General features: G+C 60.5%; 23 protein-coding genes and 2 pseudogenes. 14 read left to right on the top strand and 11 right to left on the bottom strand.

Features of this window, described 5'->3' with window-relative positions; genetic code table 11:
* The 4 genes from AC0IXR_RS22650 to AC0IXR_RS22665 all read left to right on the top strand — a co-directional run.
* Positions 1 to 822, top strand: an 822-nt coding sequence (locus tag AC0IXR_RS22650) for an MFS transporter (protein WP_471762260.1), incomplete at its 5' end; no start/stop codon positions are given.
* A 487-nt stretch (positions 823 to 1,309) separates the two neighbouring features.
* Positions 1,310 to 2,265, top strand: a protein-coding gene (locus AC0IXR_RS22655; RefSeq protein ID WP_471762262.1) for an IS630 family transposase whose coding sequence is annotated in 2 segments (ribosomal slippage) — positions 1,310 to 1,649 and positions 1,649 to 2,265 — 957 coding nt in all. Because the reading frame shifts where the segments join, the coding sequence is not laid out codon by codon here.
* Between the two features lie 102 nt (positions 2,266 to 2,367).
* Positions 2,368 to 2,553 carry a hypothetical protein gene (locus tag AC0IXR_RS22660; protein WP_056434677.1) on the top strand — a complete coding sequence of 62 codons (186 nt, stop codon included), beginning with the start codon at positions 2,368 to 2,370 and terminating at the stop codon, positions 2,551 to 2,553.
* A 434-nt stretch (positions 2,554 to 2,987) separates the two neighbouring features.
* Positions 2,988 to 3,542 (top strand): DUF2059 domain-containing protein, encoded by a 555-nt coding sequence (locus tag AC0IXR_RS22665; RefSeq protein ID WP_244478073.1) that lies wholly within the window; start codon positions 2,988 to 2,990, stop codon positions 3,540 to 3,542.
* An 890-nt stretch (positions 3,543 to 4,432) separates the two neighbouring features.
* Here AC0IXR_RS22665 and AC0IXR_RS22670 read toward each other — a convergent pair.
* Positions 4,433 to 5,074, bottom strand: a complete 642-nt coding sequence (locus AC0IXR_RS22670; RefSeq protein WP_461227896.1) for an IS5 family transposase — start codon at positions 5,072 to 5,074, stop codon at positions 4,433 to 4,435.
* Positions 4,996 to 5,214 (bottom strand): annotated as a pseudogene (locus AC0IXR_RS22675) (transposase); the annotation flags it as partial. The gene AC0IXR_RS22670 and the pseudogene AC0IXR_RS22675, both read right to left, overlap by 79 nt.
* Before the next feature lie 657 nt (positions 5,215 to 5,871).
* Between AC0IXR_RS22675 and AC0IXR_RS22680 the strand changes: the two are divergent.
* Positions 5,872 to 6,081, top strand: coding sequence for a hypothetical protein (locus tag AC0IXR_RS22680; RefSeq protein WP_461228473.1), 210 nt, complete (start codon positions 5,872 to 5,874; stop codon positions 6,079 to 6,081).
* Positions 6,082 to 6,406: 325 nt separating this feature from the next.
* Positions 6,407 to 7,180, top strand: a complete 774-nt coding sequence (locus AC0IXR_RS22685; protein ID WP_471762264.1) for a GGDEF domain-containing protein — start codon at positions 6,407 to 6,409, stop codon at positions 7,178 to 7,180.
* Positions 7,181 to 7,337: 157 nt separating this feature from the next.
* Here the strand turns inward: AC0IXR_RS22685 and AC0IXR_RS22690 are convergent, their stop codons facing one another.
* Together AC0IXR_RS22690 and AC0IXR_RS22695 are read right to left on the bottom strand one after the other, a co-directional pair.
* Positions 7,338 to 8,630, bottom strand: coding sequence for a Y-family DNA polymerase (locus AC0IXR_RS22690; RefSeq protein WP_471762266.1), 1,293 nt, complete (start codon positions 8,628 to 8,630; stop codon positions 7,338 to 7,340).
* Entirely contained in the window at positions 8,627 to 9,082 is a 456-nt protein-coding gene (locus AC0IXR_RS22695; protein ID WP_461234506.1) for a LexA family protein, read from the bottom strand. Before AC0IXR_RS22695 ends, AC0IXR_RS22690 begins: the two co-directional genes overlap by 4 nt.
* On the opposite strand from AC0IXR_RS22695, the gene AC0IXR_RS22700 reads away from it, so the two are divergent.
* Positions 9,081 to 9,428 (top strand): DUF6894 family protein, encoded by a 348-nt coding sequence (locus AC0IXR_RS22700; RefSeq protein ID WP_461234507.1) that lies wholly within the window; start codon positions 9,081 to 9,083, stop codon positions 9,426 to 9,428. The two genes, AC0IXR_RS22695 and AC0IXR_RS22700, sit on opposite strands and share 2 nt — an antisense overlap.
* 134 nt (positions 9,429 to 9,562) lie before the next feature.
* A complete protein-coding gene (locus AC0IXR_RS22705; RefSeq protein ID WP_461222222.1) occupies positions 9,563 to 9,829 on the top strand; it encodes a hypothetical protein in 267 nt (88 codons plus the stop codon).
* Between the two features lie 8 nt (positions 9,830 to 9,837).
* Here the strand turns inward: AC0IXR_RS22705 and AC0IXR_RS22710 are convergent, their stop codons facing one another.
* Entirely contained in the window at positions 9,838 to 10,062 is a 225-nt protein-coding gene (locus AC0IXR_RS22710; RefSeq protein WP_461222221.1) for a hypothetical protein, read from the bottom strand.
* A gap of 239 nt (positions 10,063 to 10,301) precedes the next feature.
* Here AC0IXR_RS22710 and AC0IXR_RS22715 point away from each other — a divergent pair, with 239 nt between their 5' ends.
* The 4 genes from AC0IXR_RS22715 (at position 10,302) to AC0IXR_RS22730 (ending at position 11,926) form a co-directional block, all read left to right on the top strand.
* Complete coding sequence (locus AC0IXR_RS22715; protein WP_056434697.1) at positions 10,302 to 10,544, top strand: DUF6894 family protein; 243 nt, start codon at positions 10,302 to 10,304, stop codon at positions 10,542 to 10,544.
* A gap of 370 nt (positions 10,545 to 10,914) precedes the next feature.
* Positions 10,915 to 11,148: a hypothetical protein gene (locus AC0IXR_RS22720; protein ID WP_461222220.1), complete on the top strand. Its 234-nt coding sequence runs from the start codon at positions 10,915 to 10,917 to the stop codon at positions 11,146 to 11,148.
* Positions 11,149 to 11,222: 74 nt separating this feature from the next.
* Positions 11,223 to 11,543: a hypothetical protein gene (locus AC0IXR_RS22725; protein WP_461234508.1), complete on the top strand. Its 321-nt coding sequence runs from the start codon at positions 11,223 to 11,225 to the stop codon at positions 11,541 to 11,543.
* Between the two features lie 179 nt (positions 11,544 to 11,722).
* Positions 11,723 to 11,926, top strand: coding sequence for a hypothetical protein (locus AC0IXR_RS22730; RefSeq protein WP_461222218.1), 204 nt, complete (start codon positions 11,723 to 11,725; stop codon positions 11,924 to 11,926).
* A 259-nt stretch (positions 11,927 to 12,185) separates the two neighbouring features.
* Here the strand turns inward: AC0IXR_RS22730 and AC0IXR_RS22735 are convergent, their stop codons facing one another.
* The gene (locus AC0IXR_RS22735) at positions 12,186 to 12,719 is read right to left on the bottom strand and encodes a Ros/MucR family transcriptional regulator (RefSeq protein ID WP_461234510.1); all 534 of its coding nucleotides are present in this window, start codon (positions 12,717 to 12,719) and stop codon (positions 12,186 to 12,188) included.
* Between the two features lie 554 nt (positions 12,720 to 13,273).
* Between AC0IXR_RS22735 and AC0IXR_RS22740 the strand changes: the two genes are divergently transcribed.
* Positions 13,274 to 13,447 (top strand): hypothetical protein, encoded by a 174-nt coding sequence (locus AC0IXR_RS22740; RefSeq protein WP_471762268.1) that lies wholly within the window; start codon positions 13,274 to 13,276, stop codon positions 13,445 to 13,447.
* Positions 13,448 to 13,631: 184 nt separating this feature from the next.
* Here AC0IXR_RS22740 and AC0IXR_RS22745 read toward each other — a convergent pair whose 3' ends face one another.
* The 4 genes from AC0IXR_RS22745 to AC0IXR_RS22760 all read right to left on the bottom strand — a co-directional run bounded on the left by AC0IXR_RS22745 (position 13,632) and on the right by AC0IXR_RS22760 (position 16,957).
* Entirely contained in the window at positions 13,632 to 14,132 is a 501-nt protein-coding gene (locus tag AC0IXR_RS22745; protein ID WP_471762269.1) for a hypothetical protein, read from the bottom strand.
* A 1,030-nt stretch (positions 14,133 to 15,162) separates the two neighbouring features.
* Complete coding sequence (locus AC0IXR_RS22750) at positions 15,163 to 15,684, bottom strand: phospholipase A2 family protein (RefSeq protein ID WP_461225264.1); 522 nt, start codon at positions 15,682 to 15,684, stop codon at positions 15,163 to 15,165.
* A 551-nt stretch (positions 15,685 to 16,235) separates the two neighbouring features.
* Positions 16,236 to 16,736 carry a thermonuclease family protein gene (locus AC0IXR_RS22755; RefSeq protein ID WP_471762346.1) on the bottom strand — a complete coding sequence of 167 codons (501 nt, stop codon included), beginning with the start codon at positions 16,734 to 16,736 and terminating at the stop codon, positions 16,236 to 16,238.
* A 56-nt stretch (positions 16,737 to 16,792) separates the two neighbouring features.
* Positions 16,793 to 16,957: a thermonuclease family protein gene (locus AC0IXR_RS22760; protein ID WP_471762270.1), complete on the bottom strand. Its 165-nt coding sequence runs from the start codon at positions 16,955 to 16,957 to the stop codon at positions 16,793 to 16,795.
* 105 nt (positions 16,958 to 17,062) lie between these two features.
* Between AC0IXR_RS22760 and AC0IXR_RS22765 the strand changes: the two genes are divergently transcribed.
* The gene (locus AC0IXR_RS22765; protein WP_471762272.1) at positions 17,063 to 17,287 is read left to right on the top strand and encodes a hypothetical protein; all 225 of its coding nucleotides are present in this window, start codon (positions 17,063 to 17,065) and stop codon (positions 17,285 to 17,287) included.
* A 55-nt stretch (positions 17,288 to 17,342) separates the two neighbouring features.
* Here AC0IXR_RS22765 and AC0IXR_RS22770 read toward each other — a convergent pair.
* Positions 17,343 to 17,754: pseudogene (locus AC0IXR_RS22770) on the bottom strand (SOS response-associated peptidase family protein); the annotation flags it as partial.
* Positions 17,755 to 18,124: the final 370 nt, after the last annotated feature.

Consider the following 18,124-nt stretch of genomic DNA (forward strand, 5'->3'; position numbering starts at 1 on the left):
CCCGCCTTCGCCACCCTCGGGCGTCTCTACGGTGCCGAGGCTAGGCCAGCCATCACCACGCTAACCCTGTGGGGCGGCTTTGCCAGCACGGTATGCTGGCCGCTCTCGGCGTTCCTGATTGGGCAGGTGGGCTGGCGGGGGACCTGTCTCGCCTATGCAGGCCTGCACCTCTTGGTCACGTTGCCCCTCATCCTGCTCGCGATCCCCAAGCCGCCCGGACGTATCGTTTCGCGATTGGAAGGCGCGATCCCTGCCATCCGGCTTAAGGGACGAGAGCGTCGTGCCTTCCTCCTCATGGCGGGGGTGCTGACCCTCGGGGGCACAGTGATGGCCATGGTCTCGGTGCACCTCATCACCCTTCTTCAAGCCCGTGGCGTGGCTCTCACCTCGGCCGTTGCATACGGGGCAATGATCGGACCGGCACAGGTGGGGGCCCGCATCGTCGAGATGGCCGGAAAGGGTCGGCACCATCCCCTCTGGACCCTCACCGCGGCCATGGTCCTGGTAGCCCTGGGGGTCGCGATGCTGACCACCGGCCTACCCTTGGTTGGGCTGGCGCTGGTCCTCTACGGGACTGGCAACGGGATCTACTCGATTGCACGAGGAACGGTGCCCATGGCCCTGTTCGGTCCCGAGCGCTACGCCGCGCTCGTCGGCCGGCTCGCCCGTCCGGGGCTGGTGGCGCAGGCGCTTGCACCATCCGTCGGGGCCGTGGTCCTGACCCACGCAGGCGCGAACGCCACCTACGCCCTACTCAGCGTACTCGCCGTAGCGAACGTCACACTTGCCCTATCCCTCTGGCGTGTCCGGCCGCGAAGCTAAGATGGTACCCTGAAACGGAAAGGCCATCCGGCTTTCCCCGGATGCCCTCTTTACTCTAGGCTGAATGATCGCGGGACTTAGGTGCCCAAAAGCGGATCATTGGTTCCGCTATTAATGTAGGCCTATCAGCTCAACCGTGGCGCACGAGCGCGATGATATCGGCGATGCTAATATTTAGGTTCGTAGTAAGTGCTAGAGTACCTCTCTATGCCTCTCCGATGCTGGCGGCTTCGTAGTATTCTTGGATTTGCCGATAAGAGCAGCTGAGCCGGTTTTCTGGCACCCGACGCCTAGACCGTTGTCTGCTTAAGGACAGCACGCCACCGAAAGCAGCCAGACTGCTCCCCACCCATCTCGGGCGTTCAGGGCGGATACAATCCGTCAGACATTGACCACTAGAGCGGTGTCCGATCGGCTTGAATCGACCGGGGTTTCGGGGGCGGCGCAGATGTGATTCGATGCGCGGCTTTCCGAGGAGGAGAGCCGGATGCCCTCAGCCCTGTCAGTCGATCTGCGTGAACGGGTCGTGATGGCGATCGAGGCAGGAGCCTCGCGCCGGGAAGCTGCCAGACGGTTCGAGGTTAGTCCGGCTAGCGCCGTGCGCTGGCACGAGGCCTTCATGCGGGAAGGACGCACATGGGCCAAGCCGATGGGCGGCGATCAGCGCTCGCACGCCATCGAGGCCCAGGCTGGCCTGATCCGGCGGACCTATGAGGCCAAACCCGAACTGTTTCTGCGCGAGCTGCGCGCTCGACTGGCCGAACACGGCCTGCGGGTCGGGGCGAGCAGCCTGTCCCGCTTCTTCAAACGCCACGGCATCACGCGTAAAAAAACACCGGCCACGCCGCCGAGCAGGATCGGGAGGATGTGAAGGCGGCGCGCTTGGCCTGGTTCGAGGGTCAACTCGACCTCGATCCGGACAGGCTCGTGTTCCTGGACGAGACCGCGACCAACACGAAAATGGCGCGTCGCTACGGATGGGCTCCGCGTGGCGAACGCTGCCGGGTGGCCGTGCCGTTCGGACACTGGAAGACCGTCACGGTCACGGCGGGCCTGCGTGCCAGCGGCCTGACGGCGACCGCGCTCTTCGATGGACCCATGACCGGGGTCCGCTTCCGCCGCTATGTCGAGGAGACCTTGGTGCCGACTTTGAACCAGGGTGACACGGTCGTGCTCGACAACCTGCCCGCCCACAAGGTCAGCGGCATCCGCGAACGCATCGAGGCGGCCGGTGCCCGCCTGCTCTACCTGCCGGCTTACTCCCCAGACTTCAATCCGATCGAACTCGCCTTTGCCAAGCTCAAGGCCTGTTTACGAGCCCAGGCTGCTCGCACGCTCGCAGACCTCTGCGACACCCTCAAACAGGCCTTTACGCGCTTCACACCGGACGAATGCCGTAACTACTTCATGGCCGCAGGCTACGATGCCTTTGACCTAACCTGATCGGATGCGGCTCTAGCCTCCACCGCGGACCGCGGAACCTATCGGGCGCAGCTCACCAGCCTCAATGCCTCGCTTGTCCAGCTTCAGGGCGACTATCGGAAGGTGATCGCGCTCGGCATCTTCATGCTGGTCGCGGTACCGAACATCATTGGCGTCGGCGTGCCGAAATGGACACGGTTCCGGATCGGGCTGGCCTGGGCAAATGCGGTCGGCGTCGTCGCGGGATTGGTCGCTTTGTCGCCCGACCTACATTGGGTGGCTGAAGGACTTCGACCGGTGCTTTGCTAAGAAGCGGCCTGCCAGCGACCTCCGCCAACGCCCGGCACACCCCGTGCATGGCGCTGAGGGAGCTTGTCCTCCCTCATGCTTCTCTGAACAACTGACCCGCCCGGCTCACGCTGCGGCGGGTTTTTTCGTATGGTGCCCGCGACCCAAATACCTAAGTAATGGATTTCACTTTTCGCATAGGGGGTATGCTGCTAGGGAGGGGCTCCCAAAAAGAAGGGCCGCCCCGAAGAGCGACCCGAGTCTAGGGAGGAAACGCCCAAAAGGGCTGCCGAAACGCGACGCCATCGCGTTCCCGCAATGTGACAATGCATCGAATGCTAGATGGCCTCAAGCCTCTGGCCTTGGAGACCGACCTTGCCCGCCCGGCTGACGCCGCGGCGGGTTTTTCGTTTGGATTGCCCTACCTCTGCAGTTCCACAACTGGAGGAAACCTCTTGCAGAATCGTATCGGCCGTTTGGGCCCCCTAATCGCAGGCCTTTCCCTGTGCATTCCGCTCGCATCGGAAGCGCTTGCCCAAGCAGCAGCGCCAGCGGCCAAGCCTGCTGCAACGGCGGCACAAGATCCGGCGACGCTAAAGGTGGCACGTGAGGTCGTGACCCAGATGCAGGGGGATCGCGCGACTACGCTATCCTCAATGGCCGCCCCCATGGCCGGCATGATGCAGCAGATGGGAATCAAGGAAGCTGATCGGGCTCAGGTCATCGTTCAAGAGGCCGTACTTCCAATGTTGACGGCCCATTACGACGAGCTCCTCGATATCCAGGCACGCAGCTTCGCAGGTGTCCTCAGCAAAGAGGATCTGCAGGCGGTGGGGACGTTCTATGCCTCTCCGGCTGGCCGCCGCCTTGCCGCAGCACAACCCCAGCTAGTTCAGGCTCAGATGGCCGGCACGACACAGTGGATGCAGGGCCTGATGCCCGAGATGCAGACGAAGATCGTGCAGATCATCAAAGCGAAGGGATGGGGGCCTGGCGACAAGCCCAAATAATGGCTCTCGTTAGGGCTATAGTGCTCTGAGTAATCATGACCCGTCGGCTGAGGCCGCGCGGGGGCTTTTCATGCGGCACTGGTCCACCCGACGCGCTACCCCGTGTGCCGGTCGTCCCGAGAGCACAATATGACTCTGCCCGGCGAAAGCCGGAGCGGGATATTTTCTTTGGACTCGGTACATGCCTTTCCGGCGGTCGGTCTCCTTGATAGAAAAGCACCGTGAATTCACAAGATCCACCTCGGTCGGGGCCTTGGCATTTGACAATCGCCGCGACTGCTTTCGGGAAGCATTAGGCCGATGACTGAGCAAACCCCACCGGTCCGTTCACCTGATGCTGAAGCGAAGCGAAGCGCGCGAGTTCAGGCAATTAAGGAAGGACGAGCCAAAATTCGCGCAGCATTGCGTAAAGCGAAGCGCGCGGACGAGGAAGCTCAGAACGAGTGTAACTCGGACGGGACTTAGCTATTTACGGCCCGATCGGGGCGTACAGATGAATTTCTGCAAGAACGGTTATTAACCTGCCCGGCTCACGCCGCGGGTAGTTTTTGGTTTTGACTAGGGCGCCTTAAACTGTCGTGCCGCTTTCTTGACGGTAAGGCGGCGAATTGCGGTGAGTTGCCATTCAGACGTGCCGGTAGTCGAGGTCGTCCCTTCAGCGGCAACCTCTCGCAAGATCACCTCGAAACTCTCCCTCGAAACACCGAGGCTCTCGGCTAATGCCTTAAAGCCTTGAAGTGCCGCGACATAAGCGGCGTGTTTCAACTCTTCGTCGTATCCGGTCACCATCCGTTCAGTGCAGTAGCAGCCGGCTCTTAATTTTTCTTCTCAAGCCCCGCCGCTGTCATGGCGCGCCGGGCTTTTTGTTCTCGCCGCCTGGAACGCCTGCCCTAGGTCGTGTGGACGGATTTGATGAGGATGAATGCGAGGGCGAGGGAGACGAACGCTGCGAAGCTCGCTCTGGTCTTCTCGCAGCGTAACGCGATGCGTTTGAAGCGTTTGAGCTTTCCGAAGGTCTGCTCGATGCGCGCCCTGGTCCGGTAGAGGGCTTTTGGAAAGAAGACGGGTCTCTTCTTGGCGTTGGCTTTGCAGGGAATGATCGGAGCGATGCCGCGGACGCGGGCGGCGGCGCGATTGCGCTTGCTGTCGTAGCCTTTGTCGGTGACGGCGGCGCGGGGCCTCACGTCGGGCCCGAGATCCAGCAGCGTTTCGAACTGTGGGCTGTCACCGGCCTCTCCACCAGTCAGGACGAAGGCGAGGGGCAGGCCGGAAAAGTCGGTCTTGAGGTGGATCTTCGTCGAGAAACCGCCCCGCGAGCGGCCGAGCGCCTGATCCTGCTGCCCCCCTTTGCACCGGCCGCCGAGACGTGGGCCCGGACCACCGTCGAGTCGAACATCTGCACGAAGTCGGCGGTGGGGCTCAGTTCGGCCAGCGCCTCGAAGAAGGCATCGATCGTCCCGTTCTCGCGCAGTCGCCAGAACCGTTTCCAGATCGAATTCCAGTTCCCGAACTCGGCCGGCAGTGTCCGCCACGTCACGCTCTGCACCGTGAAATAATGCAGCGCTTCCAGAAACCTACGGTCGTCACGGCCCTTGTCGCCCCGTCGCGAGCGAACCGCGCGGAACACCACCAGGGCGATCGTCCAATCCGCGTCCGTCATCCGTGTCAGCATGGGCAAGCCTCCCCAAAACCGACACTCTATGAATCATCGATCCGCCCGCTCGGAAAGCCCGCCGTCACTAATCCGTCCACACCGCCTAAGGGTCGGCCTGGGCGGGGCTGCCTGCAAATTTGATTGGTTGGCACAAGCGATGCCATAATAGATTGAAATATTGTATTCACTTTTGAAACCTAGATGATCCGCCTGCCGTACCAGCGCGCATGATGAATGCGAAAGCACGCCCGAGGCCCGTCCCTTTCTTATCGGTTACAGCTAGTCGCCTCTATGCCGCTGACGAAGCCTGGGCCACAGAGCTAGCGGCACGGTTTGGTGACGAGATGGTCAATGCAATCTCGGCCCAACCAGAGGGCCGTGGGGAAGAGGGAACCAGACTTCGCGCGCTTTACGATGCCCGAAGCCGTGCCCTGAGTGATTGGCAGCGCGTCCGAGGTCTGAGGTAGCGTTACGAACGCCCCTTTACCAATCGACTTCCCAATCTCAGCGTCTCAGCATTACGTCCGGCCGCCGGTCGTTCAGGAACGCGCTTAAGCCCTCGTTAACCATTCCCCCGGCATCTTTCGGACTACGCCCGGAGGCCACCATGACGCTCACCGTTTTCGATCCGATCTCGGGCAAGCTGGTGACGATCGAGGTGCCGGTCAGGAAGCCATGTCCCTGAGCCTCTACCGCATTGGACCTGACGAGCATCACCTAATCCAGGCTGGCGAGGTCGTCGGCAATCTGGCGCGAGAGGAAGGCAAGTGGAGTTGGCGGGTGTCGCCGCTTGAGGACGCCGGGACGATCCGGCAGCGTCTTTTCAGATCGTTCGACGCGGCGTTGGAGTGGCTGGGCCTGCCCGCTCTGGCTGAGCCGGTCTAAGGTTATCCGGGAACTGATGGTGAAAACGCTTGCTGCTGAGCGAGCGGACAAGTCCAAGATTTGATAGTTGAAGCAAAGAAGTATGGCCCGGACGGATTGCGGCACGCCACTCGTTTGCGTTCTCAAACCGGAACGAAGGACACGGTAAGTCTACCCCCATCCCACGTGAGGCCAGTCATCGAGCTTCTGAACCGCCTTTAGAGAGGCGCCAGAAACCAGACAAGCGGGGAGGACATTAATTGAACGTTGACGCTAAATCTGAGGTATTGATTCAGCCTGTCGCCTTAGGCGTAAGCGCCGTACCGCTTCAAAGTGTATGTATGTCATGCCGCTTATCCGCAACCCTCTTAAAAAGCTACGCATTGCGTCGAAGCGTGATCTTCAATTTTATATGATCCGAACGACAGCCTTCTGCATTGGCGTCGCGCTTCTCTTCGATGTGGTTCAGCAGCTTGTATTTTTTCAGAGCTGGACATCCGCAGTTCGGTCTTGGGTCATCACCGTTGTAGTTGTAATCGTCGTTGCCGCTCCCGTCACTAGAGCTATCGGCAAAGCGCACTTAGCACTTTTCAGGGCAAGCCAGACCGACCCGTTAACTGGGCTGCTGAATCGGCGGGCCCTTCTCGAAGATGTTGAGGAGCGCTCGACGCTGATGGCACTTATGATCGTCGATATAGATCATTTTAAATCAGTGAACGATAATCACGGCCATTTGGTTGGCGATCAAGTTCTTCGTGTCGTAGCCGAAATTATGCAGCGCGAGCTCGGCGCCATTGGACGAATTGGGCGACTTGGAGGCGAAGAGTTCGCGCTGATCACCGACGGTTGCTACGAACGAAGCCTGCTTCAGCGACTTGACGAATTCCGGGAAACCATAGCTCGAACACTCGTCCATGCTGGCTCGGCCGTCGTATCAGTTACCATCTCAGCATGTGTTGCAACCCGCACGCCAGATCAGCCCTTTCAGGCGCTATTCATTGAAGCAGATCAGGCACTCTATCGTGCCAAGGCGGCGGGCCGTAACCGCATCGTGGTCGCGCCCACTAGAACCTTTACAAGTGACGACGGGCATCAAAAGCAGTTGGCGTCAATCCGCTGACCGGTAGTGAAGATTGGAAATCTTCCGATCAAATCTGATCGCGTTTTGCGCGCCTCCGCTCCAAGATTACGTGGTACCGATGAACAGCGCTTGGTGCTCTGCAGGCGGAAGGGCATGGGCCAAATGCCGTGTGCATCAACGGTATTGTCGCCTCTTCTCACGCATGCGCCGTTGGCAGCTCTGATATCTGTGTCGTGTAGCGCGGGCTCCGCATCTCGAACTTCGTCGACCAGGTCCGCTTCGTTTCCAGGCCCGCCCGGGCCGGCACGACGGCACCGCGCCTAAAGCGCCGATTGCACTCGTCCATCGCGGCCATCAACGGAGCGCTGCGCTCACGGTCGAGCTGGCCGATCAGGGCGCGCTGGGATTCCTCCAACAGCTTGAGGTCGGTGGTGATGACGCCAGCCTTACTGTAGCGCCACGGCCGGTCGCCTGGTGCCTCGCGCCAAGTGCGGGTCACACCCTCGAGCGCCGCTTTGATCAGCGCCAATGTGTCGTTCGTCGCCTCCGGTAACGTGACAGTCGTCGAGACCGAGCGCATCGGGTCGCCGCGGTCGTGCTCGGAGGTGTGGTAGAAAACCGAGACGTGGTTCGTGCCGAGCCCACCCCGGCGCAGTTTCTCACCCAATCGGGTCGCGTGAGCGGACACCGCCTGCTCCATCGTGGCTCGGTCCTCGATCCGGCTGGAAAACGAGCGCGTCACGGCACACCCCTTCCGTTGGGCCGGCATCAGTTCGAGCGGTAAGCAGCACACGCCGCGCAGCTCATGGATGATGCGCTCGCCAACCACCGTCATCGCCTTACGGACCGGACGCGGGTCGAGGTCGCGCAGATCGGCGATGGAATCGACGCCCATGGCTTCTAGCTTCGCCAGCGAGGCCCGGCCGATCCCCCAGACCTCGCCGACGTGGATGCGACAGAGCCAAGCCGCCCGCTCGTCCTCGTCCGAGAGGTCACACACCCCGCCGAGATCCGGAATCGTCTTGGCGATGTGGTTGGCGAGCTTCGCCAGCGTCTTCGTTGGCCCAATCCCCACGCATGTCGGAATGCCGGTCCAGGCGCGCACCGTCGCACGCAGGTCACGCGCGAGCTCGACGCGCCGATCCTCGCGCACGTCCGACAGATCGAGGAAGCTCTCATCGATGGAATAGATCTCCACAGCCGGCGAGAAGTCGCGATAGACCGCGTTCGCCCTGGCGCTCATGTCGCCATAGAGCGTGTAGTTCGACGAGAACGCCCGCACGCCCTCGCGCTTGCACAGGTCGCGGATCTTGAACCAAGGCTCGCCTATCTTGATCCCGAGCGCCTTGGCCTCGGCGGTGCGGGCCACCGCGCAGCCATCGTTGTTGGACAGCACGATCACCGGGACGCGGGCGAGCTTCGGGTCGAACACCCGCTCGCAGGAGCAATAGAAGCTGTTGCCGTCGATCAGCGCGATGGCACGGCTCATCGAACCAGGCCGGCCCGGGCGATGTGCCAGCGGATCGAAAACCGTACGACGCCCCAGATCTCGGCCTCGCCGCTCTCCTCAACCGCGAAGGCCGGCAGGTCCGGGTTCTCGAACGAGAGCCGCGCCACGTTCCCGTCCACGAGGAAACGCTTGATCGACATGTGGCCATCGATGGCAGCGACCACGACGCTATCGTGCACAGCTTTGAGGCTCCGATCCACGACGGCAAGATCGCGGTCGAAGATGCCGGCGCCGCGCATGGAATCTCCGGAGATGTTCCAGGCGAACGTAGCCGGCGGGTTCGGTGCGAGCCACCGCGGCAGTTCGAGCGAGCCTTCGAGGAAGTCGTCAGCTGGCGACGGGAAGCCAGCGCAGAGCGTCGGCCCCATGATGGGGATGTGGACAACGTCGGTACCGCCCGGCGTCAACTCGTCGATTCGATAGACGCCCATGGCCCTCTCCGTTAGAACGAAAAGAGAACAAACAGGCTGGTGGTTCCGGGTCAATCTTAACCGTATGCGGCCTATTCGAGCCTGTGAAGAGCTGTGGATGGCGCGCCAGACATATCGATTTCACTGCATCGACGGACACGCCGTGATCATCGACGAGATGGGTGTGAAACTACCGAACACTGGCTTGCTCTGGCACCATGCTGAGCGAGCCGCATGGCAGGTGATGGAGTTGAGCGGGCGAAATCTCGACTGGTCGGATTGGGTCGTCGATGTCCACGACGGCGCCGGCCGGCACGTCATGACCCTTGGATTTATGGACGTGGTCAACGTCCCGATGGCGGCGTGAGAATAGGCGAGATGGGGTAGTGGGTCAGTTTAAAAACTGAAGGCTCGCCGGCATCTCAGGTGCTGCTGTTTCTGTTTGGGCCACGGATAATCTTTGTAGACCCAACACAAGTAAATGCAGGGGATCAAAGGCCAATGCAGCAATTCAGCCTTGAGCTTTTCCCCCAGCAATCCAGCGATCGGCACGATATGCCCTCGCTCTTAATCTGCTATGGCAAGTTAATGGCGCAAATTATTAACCTGAGCAGTAGGTATATCCCTCTGTCAGATCCCGAGCGCGTCCGCCATTCGGTTCGACTGGTGCAGGAGATGAAAGCCGAGATCGCCCGAAGCCGTGACCTTCTGAGCGAAACGAAGGAAATCCTCCGCAAAATGCCGGATCTAAGGCCGAACTTCGACTAGCGCCAGCCTCAATCAACCGGCGAAAATCTCTCGATAAAGCGCAAGCCGTCCCAAAGCTCGACGGTCTCATCGCCCACCATCGCTTTATCTTGCTGAACGGCGCGCTCCTCATTGTCGGCTGCGAGCCGCATCGCGTTCACGACCGTCCCGCTCTTGGCTACCACGATGGCACGGTAAACCGCCGATTGCCGATCACCTAAACCGCTAAGATGGAGTTGAGCTGAGCCCGACACGGCTTTGCTCCTTCTATGGCGGGAGCATTCTAATCTCAGGAGTCGCCGCCTGATTCGCTAGCTGATTAGAAACGATATCGACGACCCAATACGGTCGCAGCCACATATGTCAAATTGTTGCAAGATTAGGAACTTCTCAGAATTTGTCCCTTTCTGTTCTAAGCAGTTCTGTATGAACCCAGACAGAAACTCTAGCTGGAGATGCGCGGTTGGCCTAGCAAACCGAACAGGGAGAGCCTATGCCCCGCTACTTCTTTGATCTCCACATCGACGGCAAAGCCCAGCGTGATGATACGGGGGTGATTTTGGAGACGATGGCGGAGGTGCGTAGGGCAGCACAGAAGCTCCTGCCCGCGATCGGATACGAGGAAATCCCCGCAGATGGAGATCGCATGTCAATTGTCGTCTTTGTGACAGATATGGATAGTCGTCCTGTCTACTCCGCTACGTTAAGCTATTCGGGGCTTTCGCTGCTGAGGTAGCACGCTCCCCTTGGTGAATTTGCTCTATAAGACTGATTTTACAACAGGACGTACGAACCACCGATCAAAAAAACTAATCAAATGACAAATTTTCGAAGTTTGAGATTCCGGTCGACACGTTGTCACATGCCTTTTCCTCAGCAATCTTGGCCGACCTGGGGAAAGGCGGCTCGCTGCCAACGCATCATTCGGTGCATTTCTAATTGAGGTGTAGGGGTAGGCGAGGAAGGAAGACTCCATGCCGTGCGGAACGACCCTGCTAAAGCGCTCTGCGATCCTGGCCTTTGCCGTGGGATGCTTGTGGCTGCCCACTGGCACCGCTTCGTCCCAACCGTCATCAAGCGTGTCAGACGCTGATCGGGAGAAGCGGATGGAGGCCATGCACCAACAGCAAGTGGAGAATTCGGCCAGCCAGGCAAAGAAGGACAAGGACCGCGACGCCCGCACCGACCGTCTATCGAAGTCCGTTTGTATCGGATGCGGCGGTGGCGTCGTGCCGTTCGATCCGTCTGGGCGCGCTGCGAAGAAGGAGCCACGCAAGGCTCGGGCAGTGAAGCCCCGGCGTATTGATCCAGCACAAGCGGGTGGCGAAGGCGGCGATTGACGAGCCCGACCATCCGGCGAGCCTCCGCCGAGTTGCCTCACGGATCAGATCGAACTCTCGCACAGTGACAGTCCATGGCAAAGCTAGCTTTCAATTTGATGCTGGAGGAGCCGCGTGAGACATACATTGTCACCAGCGCGGCCCTGATCGTCGGAAGGATCGATTGTATTCAAGCCGAACCTGTGGCGGACCAGCAGTGGGCATGGGCGATGCACCTCGATATTGGTGTGGCACCGTTCCGGCGAGGCGGAAACGCTGGCTCTGCCGACGAGGCGGCATTCAAGATGCGTGAGGCTTGGGAGGATTGGAAGGTCTGGGCCGGGTTGCGGGATGTCGAGGGAGCCGAAGGCACCATGGCAGCGACCGTTCAGATGCCCCTCAAATCGTTGACGTAGAGCATCGCATTCGTTGTCCGGCCCATTGCCGCAGCCAATTCGGATACTGGGCGACCCAAATAGGGGCGTAGCCTCGTGCACACCAACAGCAGGCCCTCTCATGGATGCTAGCGAGAGGTTCTGTCGCATCCCCCTCGCGCCGTTCTCGGCGTTTGCTGCTGCCGAACAAGGCGACCCTCGTGGCAGCGAATGACAATGCCACTAGCTACACCCTGAAACCCGCTTTCGCGGCGAAGGTTGGCGACCACATCAAGCTCGCGGTGGAAGCCGAGAACGGGACCAACTTCAAGATCGTGGCGACCGCCGAGCAGTTCGACGCGCTCAAAGGCGATTTACAAAGCATCCTTGCCGAGGGCGACGCAAAGGCCGAAGCTACGGAGTAGCGGATTAGGCATGCTCATTGATCGTTAACCATATGATCCCCACATGAGGGCTAGGCCGATCGCGACCCACGTCGCTTGATCGGAGACGGCCACGATGCCGGGACAGGGTGACGCCGGATGTACGCGCACCTTGGCTCGGTGTCCGTGGCCGTTAGCTTTTCGGGTAGCTGCTATTCTCGATGCAGTTCGACCTTCTCCCGCTTTCCTCTGTCCAACCGCGGGTAGGGCCTAGCATGCGCCCGGCGCCCTTCAAGGCTCGTCAGGCAGCGACAGCAGCCTTGCGTGGCCGCCCGGCCATCTTGGGCTTCTCAGGGGCCGGAGCGGCCTCTTCAACGACGGCCTTTTCTGGAGCGGCTATCTTCGCGTTGGCTGCACCCTTGCGCTGCTGCCCAAGGCCAAGGGACCGAGCAAGCTCCGAGCGCTGCGCCGAGTAGCTTGCGGAGGTCATGGGATAGTCGGCGTGTAGGCCATGCTTCGCACGGTAAGCCTCAGGGCTCAGCCCGCGGAGCGTTAGATGCCGGCGCAGCGTCTTGTAGGGCTTGCCATCCTCGAAGCTGATGAGGTGGTCTGGCGTGATCGACTTCTTGATCTGTGCCGGCGTCGCCTTCTCGATCTTGTCCACCTCCGGCGCGCTAGATCCACCGCTGGTAAGGCCGCTGATGGCGGCGTGCACGCTGCTCAGCAAGTCGGCCAATGATCCTACCGGAACCGAGTTGTTGGAGACGTAGGCGGCGACGATGTCAGCCGTAAGCTCGATATGGCTGGTCGGCAGTTCGGGAGTCTGATCTGTCATATCGTTGTTCTCAAGAGGAGCCGTGGAACCCCCATAGAGCAATGTTTCGAGGCGTTCTCAATAGCATTATTATCGGACAGAGAAATAGATAGGTGATATAAACGCCCTTCGAAGCCAGCCGCGCCGACCTGGAATGAGAAGCAATAGGCCATCGATGACGCACGAACTCCCGCCCTGGCGCGAGATCATGACGGATGACTATGCACCCTGCCTTTTCACGGATCTGGGGGCTTCGGAAGCTTGGATCGCTTCTTCGGAAACCCTCAGGGTCCTATTGGTTCGCAAGCATGAGGGGGAATTCCGCCTGCGCCTGGTCCTTCGAGAGGGTGTCGATCTGAGATGGGGCCAACCGCAGACCCGAGCTGGAGGTGGGATTACGCCCATGGGCCAGAGCTCGCCCTCGACGCTACTGAGGTTTGGATCAAGCGGGCCGATGGCCGACGCGAGCGTGTGAATCAGACGGAGACGCGACCGCACCCTTGAGGAGGAGCAATAATTCAACGATCTGGTGGAAATTGTTGCCGTGATTGCCGGGGCAGGATACGGCCAGCGTCATGTCCAAGCTTGTCGCTCTCCTTGACCGTCTGAAGGCCCATCAGCACGTTCTGATCGCCGCCGCTGCGGATCACGACACTATGCCAGCCGATAGTGTGCTGAAGCGCGTCGCCGAGTTGGAGAATGCGATTGCTGCCGTCGAGGCAGTGATGGCGGAGGAAGATGGGAACTAGGTCCCGATACCAACGAACGAACCCGCGACAATGAGCATGGGAGGCTCGAACTTTCGAACCTCCGGATCATGGTCACCGACTTACTGCGTCCCAATCGGACAGTTCCTGAAGCTGGAACCGATGCACCGGATATGCTGATTGGCAGCTTCTGAGGAAAGCCATCCGTTCCTCACGCGAATAAAATTTAGGCCGTGAGGCGCTTTTCGTCTTTAGAAGAGAATTCCTCGGCGATCGTCATTGAGATCTTCGACAGCCACGCTTCTGCTGTGCGAGCCCGCTCTTCCGCTTCTCTAACGCGCGCGTCGGCGGCTTTCAGCAACGCATCGGACCGGGTTTGAATATCCTTGGCATGGCTCTCGGCTGCTCTGATGCGCTCATGCGCGGCCGTCATATCCTCACGAACCCGGTCTAGAAGCTCACGAACGCGGATCTCCTGCTCCTGAGTTTCGGCTTCAGCCTCCCTTACCCGATGCGCAGCGTCCCTGACCCTATCAATCAGGTCCGACCAATCCTGTGGGGTGGCGTGATGATTAGGGGGGGAGTCAGTGGTTTGCTTGTCCGTCGAGCCAATGACCCGCAGAATGCCGGCCAGTGAAGGCGCAGAAATCTGCTTCGTATCGGATGCCTGCCGCTCGACTTCGAAATCCCTGGTGAGATCACGCATGATCTTTTCGATCTGATCCACCGTATGATTCCTTACAATCAACCTAAGCACATCGTTTCGGCCTCTCGCATGCCGAGCCGGGAGCACTCCCTAATTTTTTATAACCGTCAAGCGCGATAAAATTGTCTAATTATACTTTGGAAAAACCAACTGCTCGGTGTTGCTCATATATCTCTCAGCATCAGATGCGCGACTTCCCCATCCTGCTGCTTGCGCAGATCACGTGTGCCGCTCAACCCAAGTAGCGTAGGTCGGACAGCCGGCCTTTCCCAAACGGCTCAGCAGGGCGCGGCCCGCGCCTGCCACCTGTCGCGGTCGCACTCGGCTACGGCAAGCCGCCACTGTAGCCGTTCCACCTCGGCGTGAAGCTCGCCCGCATCCACTGCCAGCTCGACGCACTGCTCCTGAACCTCCGCGAGCTGGGCGCGTAGCTCGGCGTTCTCGGTCGCTAGGGTGAGCAAAAGAAGAGCGTCGGAAATGGTGGGCCTCCCAGGGATTGAGCAGGCCGTGGGCGTCGCCGACACGGGTTAGCGTTGAATTAACCATCTCGAACATATGGCCTGTGTGCCCTGTGATGTCAGGTTTTGAGATGCAGAGCGGACCGTAGAGGCGGCTGAAGTCATTTAGTAGCGACATCCGAGAAAACGGTATGGCGAGCAGCGATCAATCCTAACGGGAACGTAGAACTGCACACACTCTCGCCGACCTTTGGGTCGATCGTCTCTACAACGCACTGCGGAGCCTATGCCGCTGTACGCCGGAGTGAGCACGCCTATGATCAAAATCCTGACGGCAATCCTGTCGGTCTTCGTTGTCCTGGCGCTGGGCGCCTGTGTGACGATGTTGATGCTTCCGTTCAGAGCCCTCCGGGGTCTGATGCGCAGCCCAGCCGAACCGGCTTAACCTGGTCGCCCGTACCGGCGGGATGATCGAGGCCTTCCGCACGACCCTCAGCTTGGTGATGCGGGGTGCCGTGTTCCGGCAACAGACGATCACGTCGATATGCCAGACCAGGATGTGACAGCTGGACCTCCCCTAACGGAGCTTACCCTCAGGGAGCCTGGCAGCTCATGGCATCCGCAGCCCCGACAACGCTCAAGGCTCGGCGACGTATTTCTAGCGTGACGTCTGGTCTTTCCGAAACCGCAGTCGCCTCGCGCCTCAGCTTCTTGTCACAAGCGCACGAGCGATGTCCGGCCATATCGTAGCATGCGTCATGGCGCTGACAGGCGGCATCTAGGGCGTCAGTCGGCGGAAGATCCGCGCCACGCTGGCCCGAGCCGCAATAATTGCCATGGAACAGATCCTTACCCGCGATGACGTTAGCAAGATCGCCCTTCGCGGGAGTCTCATCCTCGTGAGTCCCGCTCGGGTTGAGTTCGTTGGCGGGTCCACCGGCTTTGCTGGCCGATCCTCGCAGGACCTTCGGGATGCCGGAGCGCGCATCTGGCTCGGCGAGTGCCTCTCCGGTGCGAGAGTTCGGATCCGACAGGTCCGGGAGCGGCGGAGGCGGCCCCGGCCTTACGTCATCGATACTCTCCACGGCCTGATCCTGCGACAGGGTTTGCGCCATGGCGTCTTGTGCCAGGAGCAAGGTGAGGGACAGGATGATCGCGCCTATGGTTCTCAAATATGCCTCCTAGGAGGTGACGCGGGAGGGTGAGACGCCCCCCGTTCACCGAGCCCTTGCAACCGCTTTCCCACGTATGATCGGCGAAGCCGCTCGCGCGTCGGCCATGGGTTACCCACGACGCACTCACACCTCAGTGTGGGGGCATTCGAAGTACGCGAAGGTCTCGTTGTCTGGGCCTGACCTTCAGCCGCCTAGGTACGGTGGAGACCGTAAAACCGTTCCCCGTAACTTCGTAGGGCGAAGGTATTTTGCAGGAGGCGCACACGAATACCCAGCACGACCTCGGCGCTCTCGGACGCCAGGACGAGCAGGAGCAGGGGATCGGAAACAGCGGGCCTTCGGAGATGAGGCCAAGGGAGGCGGTAACCTACTCAGTCATAAAACTTCTCAGAAACGGCGATTAGTCGCCGCAAACATTTTCTGGCGTATCTCATCCATTATGGCTGAAATCTTCTCCGGATCTATGCCGGCCTCAATCAGTGCTTTTGGTATTACCGCGGCGCCCGCCACCCAGCCGCTTTCGCTTCGTCTTCAGAGCAGAACATGCGCTCGCCGTCCTTCTCGCTGATCCGGGTCCGGTCATAGTCGCGCGATCCGGGAACGTGGAAGACCTTCTCGCCCTTTCGGCTAATGTTCCCCTTGATCGCGCAGCCGCGGGCCTTGGGGGCCGCTTGCGGAGGCGTCGGCGAGGGTATCGGACAAACTGGACCGCCCGCTGCCGCGAACCCCATTGTCATGGCCCGCTTGCCCTTGCGCCAATCTCCTGGTGCCGTGAAGGCTCCTCCCCATGTCCCGAGCTTTCCCGCCTTCGCGGTGTCCTCAGATCCAACGTAGTCCTTCGAGTACCGGCGATAGGCGATTGCATGGCCCTTCGCGACCAGCCAGCGGTTCAGATCCTCGGCCCCCTTTTGGAAGACCGCGACGGTGCGTCCGTACTTATCGGTATCCCGAGGATCGCAGGAGACAGGTTCAGAGTTGATCCGGTTGGCCAGCGCGAGGGCAGCGGCCTGCCCGCATCGGAAGCCTTCCCCACCTTATCTTCGCAGAGCTAGGCGCTTTCGGGCGCGTCGATGGCGTGAAGGCCGATGCGGGTACTGCCGATATCGAGGGTGTCGCCGTCGATCACCGAGGCCCGGCCGGTGATGGGCTCGGCTGCGAATGCAGGAGCCAGTGACAAGGCAAGGAAGAGGGCATGAAGGTACATCGATTTCATCAATATCGACTATCGATTCAATCTGTTTGAATGATGGTGCACTGCAGCGCATATCCCTCTCATCAGACGGGGCGCAGGCCCCGAAACACCAGAGGGATTAGAACCATGACCGTCCATAAAATCGTTCTTGCCGCTTTCGCCGCCATCACCCTGACCGGTACGGCAATGGCTGAGGATCGCGTTAACCTCACGCCGACCCTCTACCGTGAACAGGCTCGCGTCACAGCATCGGTTCGTCCGGCTTCCGAGCTGACGACCACGCCGTCCCTGACCCCGCGTGCCCCCACGACCCGGCGCCTCGTTGCCGACGCTGAAGCCACGGCCCATTAGGACGGCTTCCCGGGCGGCCTGTCCCAGCACCAGGCCGGCCGCGATGCGATCCTGATTCTGCAGGGTCCTTCCGCGCCCCGGTCGCGACTATCCTCATCTTGGCGTCCCGGGGGTGGGCGCTGTAGCTCGAGGGCGATCTCGGTTGGCGCCTCAGGCCACGTCCGCAGCTCCTCTGGCGTCGTTAGCAGAACCGGCATCTCCTTCGGGTGGCCTGGGCCAACGATGCCATTCGCATCGCATATAAGGAACGAGAACAGCCGGTGCTCGGCCTCGTGGCGGTTGGGGTTCTCGGCCTTGATGCCGCGCACGTCCGTCCAGGGGCGCCAGATGCCGGCGAAGGCGAGCGGCGGACGGTCGTCATCGCGGGCGAACCACGTCGGCGTCTTCATGGGCTTGATGTCCGCATACTCACTGGAGGACGCCAGGACGAGACAGCGGGATTCCGGCTTGAGCAAAGGCCGCCATCTACTCCCAGGGATCGAGCAAGACGGGCATCAAGAACCGGACGCACGGTCGCGACGCGCATGCTTAGCCGTCCCCGGACGCACGACGACAGGCCCGGCCGGCTCCGTGCCCGGCGGGTTGTTCGTAGGTGAAGCGGTTCTGTGAGAAAGCGGCCTTCGTTGCTCATCTGAAGGACGACGGGTGCCCTTTCGGAGGCAAACTTTGATGCACCGTAAATGCCCGTTAATAGGTTGTGGGCGACCGTCGTTTATCTCTTGACTTGGATAATTGCATGCCTTGGTAGCCGGCCCATGAGGCGCACTCGATAGAGCGGGTAACGCTGAGCTTTTAGCCTTCAGAGCCTCTGCCGGCCCGCGGCTGGCAGAAGTAGCC

This window comes from Methylobacterium sp. AC832 (genome assembly GCF_979256025.1).

What these genes read in the sequence shown, in the direction of transcription:
- AC0IXR_RS22680 (WP_461228473.1), top strand. Translation starts at nt 5,872, where the DNA reads ATGTCCCTGAGCCTCTACCGCATTGGACCTGACGAGCATCACCTAATC.
- AC0IXR_RS22685 (WP_471762264.1), top strand. Translation starts at nt 6,407, where the DNA reads ATGCCGCTTATCCGCAACCCTCTTAAAAAGCTACGCATTGCGTCGAAG.
- AC0IXR_RS22690 (WP_471762266.1), bottom strand. Translation starts at nt 8,630, where the DNA reads ATGAGCCGTGCCATCGCGCTGATCGACGGCAACAGCTTCTATTGCTCC.
- AC0IXR_RS22700 (WP_461234507.1), top strand. Translation starts at nt 9,081, where the DNA reads ATGGCCCTCTCCGTTAGAACGAAAAGAGAACAAACAGGCTGGTGGTTC.
- AC0IXR_RS22695 (WP_461234506.1), bottom strand. Translation starts at nt 9,082, where the DNA reads ATGGGCGTCTATCGAATCGACGAGTTGACGCCGGGCGGTACCGACGTT.
- AC0IXR_RS22705 (WP_461222222.1), top strand. Translation starts at nt 9,563, where the DNA reads ATGCAGCAATTCAGCCTTGAGCTTTTCCCCCAGCAATCCAGCGATCGG.
- AC0IXR_RS22715 (WP_056434697.1), top strand. Translation starts at nt 10,302, where the DNA reads ATGCCCCGCTACTTCTTTGATCTCCACATCGACGGCAAAGCCCAGCGT.
- AC0IXR_RS22720 (WP_461222220.1), top strand. Translation starts at nt 10,915, where the DNA reads ATGGAGGCCATGCACCAACAGCAAGTGGAGAATTCGGCCAGCCAGGCA.
- AC0IXR_RS22725 (WP_461234508.1), top strand. Translation starts at nt 11,223, where the DNA reads ATGGCAAAGCTAGCTTTCAATTTGATGCTGGAGGAGCCGCGTGAGACA.
- AC0IXR_RS22735 (WP_461234510.1), bottom strand. Translation starts at nt 12,719, where the DNA reads ATGACAGATCAGACTCCCGAACTGCCGACCAGCCATATCGAGCTTACG.
- AC0IXR_RS22740 (WP_471762268.1), top strand. Translation starts at nt 13,274, where the DNA reads ATGTCCAAGCTTGTCGCTCTCCTTGACCGTCTGAAGGCCCATCAGCAC.
- AC0IXR_RS22750 (WP_461225264.1), bottom strand. Translation starts at nt 15,684, where the DNA reads ATGGCGCAAACCCTGTCGCAGGATCAGGCCGTGGAGAGTATCGATGAC.
- AC0IXR_RS22760 (WP_471762270.1), bottom strand. Translation starts at nt 16,957, where the DNA reads ATGAAATCGATGTACCTTCATGCCCTCTTCCTTGCCTTGTCACTGGCT.
- AC0IXR_RS22765 (WP_471762272.1), top strand. Translation starts at nt 17,063, where the DNA reads ATGACCGTCCATAAAATCGTTCTTGCCGCTTTCGCCGCCATCACCCTG.